At 46.0% G+C, this 13039-nt stretch carries 11 protein-coding genes; all 11 read right to left on the bottom strand.

All coding sequences use genetic code 11. From position 1 onward, the window contains the following. Positions 1 to 2: 2 nt before the first annotated feature. Genes PHR44_07095 through PHR44_07145 form a run of 11 tightly spaced genes read right to left on the bottom strand, consistent with a single transcriptional unit; the run spans position 3 to position 13038 of the window. Positions 3 to 1361: a glycosyltransferase family 39 protein gene (locus tag PHR44_07095; protein MDD4910421.1), complete on the bottom strand. Its 1359-nt coding sequence runs from the start codon at positions 1359 to 1361 to the stop codon at positions 3 to 5. Next, positions 1318 to 3072 (bottom strand): hypothetical protein, encoded by a 1755-nt coding sequence (locus PHR44_07100; protein MDD4910422.1) that lies wholly within the window; start codon positions 3070 to 3072, stop codon positions 1318 to 1320. Before PHR44_07100 ends, PHR44_07095 begins: the two co-directional genes overlap by 44 nt. A 9-nt stretch (positions 3073 to 3081) precedes the next feature. After that, positions 3082 to 4377: a glycosyltransferase family 39 protein gene (locus tag PHR44_07105; GenBank protein ID MDD4910423.1), complete on the bottom strand. Its 1296-nt coding sequence runs from the start codon at positions 4375 to 4377 to the stop codon at positions 3082 to 3084. Beyond that, entirely contained in the window at positions 4374 to 5369 is a 996-nt protein-coding gene (locus PHR44_07110) for a GDSL-type esterase/lipase family protein (GenBank protein MDD4910424.1), read from the bottom strand. The genes PHR44_07105 and PHR44_07110 overlap by 4 nt, the downstream gene beginning before the upstream one ends. After that, positions 5351 to 6739, bottom strand: coding sequence for a radical SAM protein (locus tag PHR44_07115; protein ID MDD4910425.1), 1389 nt, complete (start codon positions 6737 to 6739; stop codon positions 5351 to 5353). Before PHR44_07115 ends, PHR44_07110 begins: the two co-directional genes overlap by 19 nt. Beyond that, positions 6711 to 8246, bottom strand: a complete 1536-nt coding sequence (locus PHR44_07120) for a radical SAM protein (protein ID MDD4910426.1) — start codon at positions 8244 to 8246, stop codon at positions 6711 to 6713. Before PHR44_07120 ends, PHR44_07115 begins: the two co-directional genes overlap by 29 nt. After that, complete coding sequence (locus tag PHR44_07125) at positions 8247 to 8948, bottom strand: glycosyltransferase family 2 protein (GenBank protein MDD4910427.1); 702 nt, start codon at positions 8946 to 8948, stop codon at positions 8247 to 8249. A gap of 1 nt (position 8949) precedes the next feature. Beyond that, a complete protein-coding gene (locus PHR44_07130) occupies positions 8950 to 9888 on the bottom strand; it encodes a methyltransferase domain-containing protein (GenBank protein MDD4910428.1) in 939 nt (312 codons plus the stop codon). Continuing rightward, positions 9885 to 10997 carry a glycosyltransferase gene (locus PHR44_07135; protein MDD4910429.1) on the bottom strand — a complete coding sequence of 371 codons (1113 nt, stop codon included), beginning with the start codon at positions 10995 to 10997 and terminating at the stop codon, positions 9885 to 9887. Before PHR44_07135 ends, PHR44_07130 begins: the two co-directional genes overlap by 4 nt. Continuing rightward, complete coding sequence (locus tag PHR44_07140; protein ID MDD4910430.1) at positions 10994 to 11908, bottom strand: glycosyltransferase; 915 nt, start codon at positions 11906 to 11908, stop codon at positions 10994 to 10996. The genes PHR44_07135 and PHR44_07140 overlap by 4 nt, the downstream gene beginning before the upstream one ends. 5 nt (positions 11909 to 11913) lie before the next feature. Beyond that, positions 11914 to 13038: a DegT/DnrJ/EryC1/StrS aminotransferase family protein gene (locus PHR44_07145; protein MDD4910431.1), complete on the bottom strand. Its 1125-nt coding sequence runs from the start codon at positions 13036 to 13038 to the stop codon at positions 11914 to 11916. Position 13039 lies beyond the last annotated feature (1 nt).

A 13039-nucleotide genomic window follows, 5' to 3' on the forward strand; every position in this document is an offset into this window, starting at 1 on the left:
TCCTAAAGAATAAAGGCCAGATTATTCCTGACCCAGCTCAGAATCGGGACGGCCATCACATAGAATAAAAGGTTCAACGCCATAATAACGCCTATTATTGCCAATGACAGGTATTTATTTTTGAACTTGCCCCAGATAGTAAATATACCCAGGCTGGCGAATATTATCAAATATGGCTCCAGAGGGTAACGATGCCTGGTGTCGCCTGAAAAGATCATAACCATAAAACTGGCATACAAAAATGATAACAGCAGTAATGCGGTGTTTACGTTCAACCCGGGCCTCACGGCTTTGATTATGCCGACTATACCGAACATAAGAATAATTGAATACCAGATATTATATATCCTCTGCATACCGTTATTATAATGCGTCTGAAATACATCCCATAGGCACAATACTTTCTTAAGCAGCAATTTCGGCATGCGCTTATAATCAGCGGCTATAAATTTAATGGCGGTATTCTTATAGAATTTATCCTGCTCCACTTCGTTCATCCGGCTGATCTGCTTCATTTCTTCATTCGTAAATATCCGGCTGAAATCGCCGAAGGAGCTCCCCTTTGCATAAGGGTTATTGCTGTTAAGCAGGGCGCCTCCGCCCATTGTGGAAAAAGGGACGAGCGCCCTGTGCACAAGATAATTTCTAAATGCCCATGGCGAAATAGTCAGCGTGAAAACAGCGCACATAACCAATATCCCTCTTAACGCGAGCTTAAGCGGATAACGGTATATCAACAATCCGGACAAAAATAGAGGGAAAAAGGCATTAAACGGCCTTGTTAAGGCAAGCAGGCCCAGAAAAACCCCGGATATAACCGCTCCTTTCATCTTAAGATTTACGAAGAAACCGCTTATCAGGAATAATACAAATAAACCATACAAAATGTTGAACAGATTCTCCGAATACAGGAATCCCGGGCCGCCATAAAAGGCATAAGATATATACGGCTGATAAAAGGCAAGTATAAGTGCCGACAATAGCCCTATGCGTTCATCAAAGATCTTCCGGCCGATATAATAGATAATAACGCACAATAAAGCGCCCATAATGCTCTGAATGACCCTTACCGCGACATAATTATGGCCAAAGGCCCGATAGATAGATGCCAGAAACAAGGGATATAAAGGGGTGCGCAAAGATGTCGGCCCCTTTTCCGGATCCATGGAATAACCATTGCCTGACGCTAAATTGACGGCTATAGTGTCGTAATCCAGCGCATCAGCTCCCGGTTTTTGCAGGTATCGCGGCAGATTCAAAACAGCCGCTATGCGCAAAGATAAGGCGGCAACGAAAATTAACAACAAAAGCCGCTTCCTATATCTTGTCCAATTTGAGAATACTGAATTTACCATCATCATAAACTTCTGATATCCCTATGTTATTTCTTAAAACAGATTCTTCAACCCTGGATTTTCTTTCCTCATTTCTTACCAGGATGTGATTAAGACGGTATTTACTTAATTTATCTGCCAGATACTTTCCGTTCAGAAACAGCTTAGATTTTCCCTTGAGATAATCGATATATTCCTGATCTATGCCTCTGCCCCCATATTCTTTGATAGCGCCCATACAAACAAAATGCGCCCCGTTACCATGTCGGATAAATTCCTCGGCATCTCTGCTGTCATAACCAAACAGCGATAAAGCGATAAAATATCTGTCCTCCAGTTCTTCTTTAGATCTTATGGTCCCGATAAATAACGGTAGGAATATAAAATTATTTGTATAAAGGAGTATATCGCCTGGTGTCGGGTCTGCCTGCTTCAATTCATTGAAGGGATCAACAAGCACGACATCATCTTGGCCGGCATGCTCCTTTAGCCAGGAAAACGGCGCTGATAAGGATTGTCTCTGCGCGTATCTCGCCTTATACACATGATAATAGTGGGTCTGTTGGCTAAGCGCGGATACAGCCATAAGAACCAATATCACTCTAAATGACAATTCCTGCAATAACCTGCTGCTAACTATCCCTGCCGGCAGCCTCAGGCCGTTTAAGGATGAGAACAGCGCGATTATCAAGAATGTCTTATTGCTGTAACCGAGCCAGTGCCCGGGGAATAAAGTCATCCCGGAAATCAAATGCTGGTTCGAACAGATCAATCCTCCAGCCAGGAAAGAAACAATGAAAGCAAATCGGATGCTCCTTTTTTCTCTGTAGAATGACATGATAAGCAATGTCGGAATTAAATAGAAAGCCGGCAATATCAGTTTGCGGGAATACACAACATCGTTAAAATATCGCAAGGCATCGTAATGAGGATGATGCATAACCTGCCGTAAATTCAGCCAGTAAGGAATCGATATTATAAACGATACCGCGATTATCAGCATCATTCTTCGTAACAAAGCGTATTCCTTCTTTAGTGCGAGCAATATCATTAACACAAACAGGCCGGCATAAATAAACGTCCAATAATATATAAACGCGTAAAATAACGACCCTACCGCAGCTGCGGCAGCCCACGGGATGAGGCGGCCTCGTGAATAAAGCGCCTTATATACCAAAAGAAGGGATAAAATAAGCATAACATGATTAAACTGCGGGGAAACCGGCCTTAAAAACCACAATGGTTCAGCATATTTCAAGGTTAATAACTCTTTTAGTATCCATATTTTCCCCGTAAAGAAGCGATAGGCCAGCAATATACCGGCTGAACCCAGAATGCCAAGGTTCTGCGAACCGCAAAGTTCAAATATGAGACGGTAAATTAACAAAAACAGGACCGCGGGCAAAATAAAGCTCAACAAAATGTCCACCCGGACAACAGAGAGGCCCAAAACCCTGCCCACAACCCCTGAGAAGGCCTCCGGGAGAAAGCCGAATGTCCATGGCTGCCGGACGTGTTCATAGTTGTCAAAGCCGGAAAGCGTAGGATTACCTCCTTTATAAAAGGCGTTTACCCTGCCTAAATATTTGTCTTCATCAGAGGTCGTGGTTAAAGAGATACCGCGGTAATCATCGCCCAGCTCATAACGGAACCGCATATCCGGATATATGTATATGCACCCGATCACGGCCGCAAGCGCAAGCAATAATACAATCTTCCGCAGTCCTTTACCCGGCATATCTATCGATCACCATAAATGAATCTTTTCCATAAATGACCTTGCGAATATCTTCGCCTGATAAGAGTTAAAATATATGAAAAGATTCAGAAGAAGATACGACCCCGTCAACAGGACACCGTAAATCCTCCTGGAAAACCTTAAAACAAAATAGTAGATTCCCGCCGAAGCGATAATAATGATATACGGCTCCACCGGCAGGCGGAACCTGGGAGAGCCGTACATGATCAATGTGATGAAAACGGCGTAGATTACAGGCAGATACACGGGCAGCAGTTCCTTGAGCCTCCTGCGCGTGATAAATATACCATAGATAAAAAACGGCATTATAAAAACGTACATAAAATTATATATCCCGTATCCGATGATCTCCCAGTCAAACGGAGACCAGAAAAATCCGAGCTTTAACAGCTCCAGCTTAAGTACCTTCAGCGGATTGCGCCTGATATATTTCAACGCCTCCCTTGCCAGAAAGTCGCTTCGTTCTGCTTCGGAATCCAACAGGTCGGCCTTTTTAGTCGTATCGTCCTTAGGGTGCAGCCCGAATAATTTACCGTTCTGCGGAACATATGAGCCGTATAGGCCCATGCCCGTCTTATTGGTGATCAATGTAAATCTATGATGCAGCTGAGAATTCCTTATTATCCAGGGCAATATCGGCAGCAGGAAAAAGGCCACAAAAATAAGTACCCCTGCCAAAATTTGCCTGATATTATACCATTTGGGGAACATCGCCCTGCCTGATAACGATAAAATAAACAGGGGGAATAAAACCAGCATATCGCGGACCATAACAGCAAGCCCTAATACTATGCCAAGGACGACTAGATTCCTGAAAGTATGTTTCCGAAGCTGCCTTAGCAAAAGAAACATCGCTATAACGAGCAGAAAAGTAAAAAGATTTTCATTTCTCAGGTACTGCGAAATCTTGACAAACCCCGGGTTGAAACAGGCGATCAAGGCGCTTATCAGGGCAACCCTTGTATTAAAGATATCCTTTGATATTAAGAATATTACGGCGCAGACCACTGCCCCTGATAATATCTGGATAATTATCAACGCGGAATAATTATGGTTAAATGAATAAAGCACCGAGGCGATAAAGAACGGGTAAAGCGGCGGATGGCATGAGGTTGCCTGCCCGTTGATCGAATAGCCCCGCCCATCAAGGACATTCTGCGCCAATTCCCCATACCCCTCCACGTCGCCCGGCGTTATATGTAAAACGGGGAGAAGCAAAATCAACCTTACCAAGAACGCGCCGACGATGATCACGAATATAAGCCTTGCGTCTTTCATGGTCATAAGATACCTTCTAACCCCGAATATATTATCTGCGCCATCTTTTCGTTGCCTTGATCTGAGAAATGGGCGATATCGCTGAAATATTTACAGCGAGATTCATAATCCAGGGATTCAAAAAATGAAGAACAATCCAGCAGGCGGGCGTTATTTTCCCCGCAGACACCCTCGATTATATCGATAGTATCCCTGTATCTCTGCGAATCATAATCCCTGGCAGGATACTTAACTACTATGGGCATTATATTGTTTTGCCTGCATATCATTATCATCTCTCTCAGATCTCCGGCAAAGACCGGCAAAAGGTCCTTATAGACCTCATCAAATTTACCCGCCCCGGACGCGTTCTGTCTGTTGTTAAACAGGCCGCCGATGGCGTTTTTCAGTTTTAAATAAACAATGCTGTTATCTACCAGGAAATTGTTAACCCTCGCGGAAATGGGCAATCCTTTAAAGTAGACATTTCCCGGCACCCAGCTGTATTTCGACTTCAGGCAGCCGACCAGGTTCCAACCGGTAAAGATAATCACCGCATCCGGCTCAAGCGCCAATATGTCTTTCCTCAACCTGGCAGCCAGATTGCTCGAACCATAGCCGCAGACGCCCGCATTCAATACTTCGTAGTCCGGCGGCTGCGAGCCATTATTAAGGAGCCCTTCCAGGATCTGCGGCCAGACCTTCGCGTTGTCAAACTGCTCCTGGCCAAAGGTAGTGGATTCTCCCAGGCAGACGATCCTGACCTTATTGCCTTTATTTATATCAAAATGGCCTTTTCTCATACCCCGATAGCATAATCCATGCTTACCTTTATATTGAGCGCTTATCTTATAACCTAAGGCCTCATCGCCCTCATAAAGAAAGGATTCCTTATAACCGAAATGGTGTTTTTGATAAAAATACCATCTCCCTGAAAGCTCTAATAGAAACAGGAAAAGAAATGTAAAGGCCAAAGACATTAAAAGTACCCTGATATTCTTCATTTCATTATTATCCAATGAAAGAACCTCTTTAAGAGGAACCCGAAATGCCTGAAGGACTTGATCCCCAAAAGATTCTTCAATATTATGCGCGGCCTGGTATAAAACTTCAGGAACGCCGATCGCTGTAATGACCTGAGCTGCTTATTGGATAATCCCCCATGGCTGTAAGGGGCGCTCATAAAATAAAATCTGTCCCAGTTAACCTTATTGATCTCGCCGCTAGAAACCAGCCCGCTGTAACTTTCGGTCCCGGGAAACGGCAGATACGTGAAATAATTAGCCCGAATCAAGCCAAGGTCCAATGAGAAGCGTATCGTCTTTTTTATATCTTCGACGGTCTCTCCGGGAAAACCGATAATAAAAAATCCTGCTATATCTATACCGAAGCGGTGTATCAACTCTATGCCTTCGCGGATCTTCTTGAGCGTTACGTTCTTTTTCATAAGGCCCAGGACCCTGTCGGAACCGGATTCTATGCCTAAAGATATTAAATAAAGCCCGCTCTCCTTCATCAACTTCAGCAATTCTTCGTCCAGGCTGTCGATACGCACCCCGTTGGGAGTAGCCCAGCTGATATCCAGGCCCAGGTCAATAAGTTTCCTCAAGAACTCTTTGGCGTAAACCTTATCAAAAATAAAGTTATCATCGATAATATGGAACTCCCTGATCTTGTGCCTGTCATACAAATATTTTATCTGGTTAATTATAAAATCCGGGCTATGTCTTCGTATCCGCCTCCCCGATACGATATGCCCCGCGCAAAAGGTGCAGGCAAATGGGCATCCGCGCGTAAGCATGATCGGGGCAATGGGGAATTTCTTGAAAAACGCCCCATGCTGGGACTCAGGGTATTCTTCCGGCCGGATCAGGTCCCAGGCCGGCATGCCTAAAGTATCCAGATCGTCGACAAATTCCCGCTGGTTTATCTTAATCGTGCCGTCGTCCCTGAAGGCCAGCCCGGGAATGCCGGAGATGCCGGCCGACGAACTGCCGCTCAATTTATCAAGCAATAACGGCAGCGCCCTTTCCGCTTCTCCCACAAAAATAAAATCCAAAGAATCGTTAAAATACTCAAAACTTTCCCTGGGAAGCGCCGAAGGATGCGGCCCTCCTATCGCCGTAATAATCCCCCTCCTGTAACTCCTGCACTCGCACAATGCCTCTCTGATAAAGTCCATGTCAAAGGTATAACATTGGAAACCCACAAAATCGGGATTATAGCTTTTAAGCGCGTTCTTAAACTGACCTATTTTTATATTCTCCTTTATACAGTCCAGTATCCTGACGTCGCCCCTGCTCCTTATGGCTCCGGCCAGATAGCCCAGGCCCAGCGACGGTTGTATATGGTCGGTTAAGTTATACGGTTTTACCAATAGCGTCTTCATTGCTCTGTGATAATGCCTTATCTTGCGCGAGTGAATATATATACTGCGATCTGATAAACATGGTTATCGATTCTTTCATGCGAATATAAAGGTTCCTGCCGATAGATAAAAAGAATATGGAAACTACCCTGGTAAAGGCATTGATGGGTATCCTTTTTATCAAAGGATGCAGGAAATCCGGCGTCTTTGTCAGTATCGGTATCAACACCTGCAGCCTTTTGGCCTCCTCTACCTCCACATTCTGCAACAGGCTGCCTTCTTTCATATTCCTAAGGTCGGTATCTTTCCTGAGGGCGCTTTCGCCGTTACAGATCCTTTCATAAATGTCCTTACGCAAAAACCCGTTTTGAAGGCAAAAATCGGTCAATTCCGTGTGGGGAAACGGGTAAAAGATGGTCATGATCGTGCCGTCGGGTTTTATCCGCCTGTTCAGATCATATGTCTGCCACATCTGTTCGCGCGTTTCAGTCGGGAAACCGACTATGTTTAACGTGCAGAACCTGATCCCGACCTCCTTCAATGTTCTGGACGTATTAACGATATCCTCGTTGCTCATATTTCTTTTAAGCAGCTTGCGCCTGAGCTCTTCATTACCCGACTCTATGCCGATATCCGTATAGATGCATCCGGCCTCCGCCAGCTGCCTCATCGTGTCTTTCTTCACGGCCTGAGGGTGCACCATTATCTTGAAGGGAAGCCGTATATCTCTTTTATAGATCTCGCAGAATCTCCTTACCCAGTCCTCGTTTATGGTGAATATGTCATCGTAGAAGAATACCTCTTTTATCTTATACCTGTCCTTGAAGAACCTGAGCTCGCTGATAACGTTTTCCACGCTTCTGCGGCGGACGTATGGTTTGCCGCTGATATTAAATAACTTTCTGTAGTGCGAATTGAAACAGTAAGTGCACTGATGAGGGCATCCCCTGCCGCTCATCACATATAACCTGTCGGAAAAGCAACCGTATTTCCTGAAGCCGTCTTTGTCCGGGAACGGCAGCGAATCCAGGTCCTGAATAAGCGGCCGCGACGGATTACGCACGACCTCGCCGTCGCGCTTAAACCATATATTTCTTGTAGAATAGTCCACATCACCCTTCTGCATGCCGTTGACGAGTTCAAGCATCGCCTCCTCGCCTTCGCCCACGCATATCATATCAATATTGGGGTTTTTTATGACATATGCAGGCAGTATAGTCGGATGTATCCCTCCCACTATAATCGGGACATCCATACGCTGCTTTATAAGACCTGCCATTTTGGATACCCAGGGATATAGATTGGTCAGGCAGGAAAAGGCTATTAAATCGGGGGAATACTCCTCGGCCCTTCTGACCATCTTCTCGCCGACGTCAAAGAACCTGTCCAGGACTTTAAACCTGTATTCTATGTCCCCTGAACCCGGGTCAAAAAGCAGCTCTGTCTGGTGCCCGGCATTCTTAAGGACGCTGGATAAATATTCTATGCCCAGCCACTCAGCGTTCCTGTGAAAAAATAACACCTTCATCTAACCCTCTCTCTCTAATCTATGTTTCAATATGACAAATACCGCCATAAATCCGTCTCTCCATGAGATCTTCTTGCCCTCCCTGTATCCGCGGGGACGATATGAAATCGGGACTTCATGGATCCGGAACCCTTTCTTGATCAGCTTAACGGTTATTTCCGGTTCCATCTCAAACCCCTGCGCCGTTAAATTTATTTTTTTTAACGCGTCCCTCTTGATCAATTTGTAACATGTCTCCATATCAGTGATCTTTGTGCCGAAAAGCAAATTGACCAGGAAATTGAGAAACTTATTGCCAAAAAGATGAGTAAAATGAAACAACCGCCTGCATGACAACAAGCTATTCTTATTCAAAAACCTTGAGCCGTATACGACATCCGCGCCCTCTTCAAGGATTGGCCTTAATAACCGCGGATATTCCCGAGGGTCATATTCAAGGTCCGCGTCCTGGATGATCAGGGCATCGCCGGTTGCGTGCTTGAAGCCGGTGCTTAAGGCAGCGCCCTTTCCCCTGTTTTTATCATGAAAGAACACCTTTATCCCGTCCTCCTTAAATCCCTGCAGCAGCTCTTTTGTGCCGTCTGCGGAGCAATCATCCACCACAATGATCTCTTTTTCTATGCCGACGTCCCTGACCCTGCGGATGACCTCGCTTATGGTATTTACTTCGTTATAAACGGGGATGACAACCGATATCTTCATTTCAGGCGCCCTTTGTTCCCATCATAGTTATCTCATTCTCCAGGATCTTGATCTTCCCGAACCCCGATTCCTCAAACCAGCGAAATACCTCCCAGTGGGTATGCTTTGATTGATACTTCGGGGAATACCAATCAAAGGTATCCAGGACCCTCCATCTCCAGTCCTTCCACATGGGTATGACAAACAGCATCTTGCAGATGCTGCCTAAAACCGGGATCCTGTAAAGATAATAAAGAGGCACGGCAATAAAACTCAGGTAATAAAGGATCCTTTTCGGCAGCCTGGTCGTAAAAAAACGCCAGAATGCCGAAGAGTAGACGATCCCTTTATTATAGGAACTATAAACAAAAATAGACATTTCGCCGCGCGGCTTTACTAATCCGGCTATGTGCCTGAATGCCTTCGCCGCGTCAGGCGTGTGATGCAGCACGCCAAAACTGAAGATAAAGTCAAAGGCCTCTTCGGCAAAAGGAAGGTTAAACAGGTCGGCCTGAATAAAATGCGCGCAAGGATGCCTGCCCATGTTCTTAAATGCCACATCTACGGAAAAACTCAAGTCCACTCCCACTACCGTCGCTCCGTTCTTAAGGGCCACCTCCGAAAATCTTCCCGTGCCGCAACCCGCATCCAAAACCAGTTTTCCCTTTAACTGCGACAGAGGAAAATCAACCCTGCCCTGGAATTGGCGCGATGAAATATCATATCCGCTGAAACTGTCTACCTGCGTCCTGTTATGCACCTGCCACTCAAAACTGAAGCTCTTCACATACTTGTCTTCCGAAACGAACCGCGGGATGAAATCGACTATGTTGAACTTCTTTCCGCAGCCGCTTATAAGAAGCCCTGTTTTCACCTCTGCTTGCTCCATGACCTCATCGCGCAGCGTCAGAGGGCCTTTGCATTCCGGGCAGACCAGATGATCAAGCAATCCCTTCTTCATTGCCCCAGCAATCCTTTGTATAGAGCCACGACCCTGTTAACATAGTCAGACGGCTTAAAATTATTTAATACGTGACGGCGCGCGGCCGAACCGAGCACGCGCCTTAGATCACCATCATCAATGACCCGTTTCAAAGCGCCGGTCAGCCCCGCGATATCCCCGGGAGCGAAAAGCAGTCCCGTAACCGCATCCTCTATTACTTCCGTTATGCCTCCAGCGCGGCTGGCAACGCAGGCCAACCCCGCTGACATCGCTTCAAGCAGACATATAGGCAGCCCCTCGCTCAATGAAGGGAGCGCGAAGATATCAAAAGCATTAAGCATATCGGCTACGTCATCGCGCGGCCCGGTGAAACGCACCCTGTTGCCGACGCCGAGTTTTTGCGCGTAATTTTTCAGATCATCCTTTAACGGACCGTCTCCGGACATAACCAGGAAAAGATTATTTTTATTTAAATCCCTGACGGCGTCAATAAGGATCTTTTGATTCTTTATCCAATATAATGAAGATATTGTCCCGATGACAACCGCATCAAAAGGTATATCCAGCCCGGATCTGACTTCTTCTTTAGGGCGCTTGATCTCATTCCTTTTATCATCTATCAAATTCTTAAGCACTATCATATTATCGCCCTTGAGGCCGTAAGTGCGCCGAACTCCCTGTTTAACATAATCGCTGCAACAAATAACCATACTGCTTCTTTGAGCCGTCTTTTGCCCCACAACGCGATAGATAAAATGCCTTATGCCCGAATGCAGGTAGTGTTCACCGTGCTCCTCGGTGATCAAAAAAGGTATTCCGGCCATTCTCGCGGCTAAGGCGCCGTGATAATTCGCGTAAAAAAGAGCGGAGTGGACGATATCAAAATGATTATTTTTTATATAATTATACAGTTTAAGTGTGGTGGAAAACCGCGATAAACCATACGGCTCATTTAATGCCTTCACTCTATAGCCCAGGCGCTCTATTTTTTCGCCGATCTTTCCCTTACGGCCCAGGCAACATACATCCACGCCTGAGACCTTTGAGTCCAGGTGCTTTAAAAACATATAGCGTACGGACTGTACCCCGCCCAGGTCCAGAGAATTATGCACATACAATACCTTCATCCTGCCCTGCCTGACCCCAGGATCAATTTAACGCTCAATTTAACGGCGTTCATGTTAAAGGCCCTCTGCCTGAAAGAATCAAGGGCAGCCCTACGGGACTCTGCTTTATTACCGCGCTCCAAAAGCATAAGGCCCTTTTTATAAAACAGCTGCGCGTATCTGTTTCTTAACTGCCTTTTATACCGCCTGAGTATTTCCGGATCTTTCGCTATCCAGTCATCCAATATGCGGAAACTCTCCTCTATGAATCTTTGAGATTTAGACATGATCGTATTGCCCCCATGAATATGATAGACGGCTAAGGGCTCATCTATATAATCAAACCTATACTTACGCGCCACCTTAAGAAATATGTCAAATTCCTCATTCACTTCGTAGTCCGGGCTAAACGGCAGAAACTCATAGAGGATGCTTCTTGGCATCATAACCGTGAATAAAGGGGCAAAGTTATCGGAAAACAGGTACTGATAAAAGACATCCCCTCTGAAAGGCCTTCTTTCCTTAAAACAAGTGGCGATCGTCCTGCCGTATTTCTTAATGTAGGCGTCGGAGAATACCAAGCCTGTTTGCCCGCCTTTTTCAAAGAGCCCCAACTGCTTTCCAATCTTTTCCGGCAGCCATTCATCATCATGGTCTAGAAAAGCGATAAATTCGCCTTTTGCCAAAGCTGCCAGCCGGTTACGGGTATGCGATAAGCCCTTATTTGCCTGATAAAAATAACTTATCCTTGAATCACTGCTGCCTGCCTGCCTGACGATATCTGCGGTCTTATCGCTTGAACCGTCGTCTACCACTATCAATTCCAAATCCCTGAACGTCTGATTCAGAACGCTGTCAATAGTACGCTGAATAAACTTTTCAGCATTGTAAGCCGGTATCAAGACGCTGACCTTCGGGTTATCTGTGCCCATAATACCTATTTAAAAAAATCCTTCACTGCGCCTACGACCTTATTGAGGTCCTCTTCGCTCATCTCGCTATATAAGGGCAGGGTGAGCATTTCCTGCCAGACCATTTCCGTCACCGGTAAAACCGACTTATAGGGCTCAAAAAACGGCTGAATATGATTTGGGATATAGTGCACCCCCGAATCAATGCCGCGTTCTTTTAAGAACTCTATCAGGCGGTCCCTTTCTCTCTTTACCCTCAAAACATAATTAAAAGGCGCGGTTTCTGCATAGTCGCGTTTAAGCAGGAGGATATCGGCGATACCCCTGAACTCGTTATCGTATCTCTGGACTATCTGTTTTTTTCTATCGATAAAACCCTCTATCTTCCTGAGTTGCACCAGGCCTATCGCGGCGTTGATATTGCTCATATGGTATCTGTAGCCCGAGGTGGTCACATTATAGAACCATTCCCTTTTATGTTTATACCTGCTCCAGGTATCCTTATCTATTCCCAGGATGCGTTTTTTATACATAACCTGCATAAGTTCTTTGTCGACGGTAACTACCGCCCCTCCCTCTCCGCAGGTGATATTCTTGATAGGGTCAAAACTGAAACAGGTCACATCGCCGAAAGAGCCGATCTTTTTCCCTTTATAAGACGAGCCGAACGCGTGCGCCGCGTCCTCTACGACCCTGATCCCCTTCTCGCGGCTGATCTCCAATATCCTGTCCATATCGCAGGCAAGCCCGCCGTAATGCACGGGCATTACCGCCCTGGTGCGCGCGCTGATGCGACGCTGCATATCGCCGACGTCCATATTAAAAGTGTCCTCTTCTATATCGCAGAAAACCGGCCTTGCGCCGGCTGCGATAATCGCCTGGGCCGAGGCGGCAAAGGTCAGCGAAGGCACGATCACTTCATCACCCTTGTTTATCCCGATGGAATCCAGGGCAAGGTGCAGCGCGGTTGTACCGGTATTGACGGCGATGGCATTGTCTGCCCCTAAAAACCGCTTTAACTCTTCCTCAAACCTCAATGTCCACGCCCCTAGTCCTAGCCAACGAGAGACAAACACCTTTTCCACCTCGTTAATCTCCTCTCTGCCTATCGATGGCCTGGATATCGGTATTAAATCCTTATATGTTGACATA

The sequence above is a fragment of the Candidatus Omnitrophota bacterium genome (genome assembly GCA_028707125.1).
In the GTDB taxonomy this organism is placed as follows: Bacteria; Omnitrophota; Gorgyraeia; order Gygaellales; family JAQTUX01; genus JAQTUX01.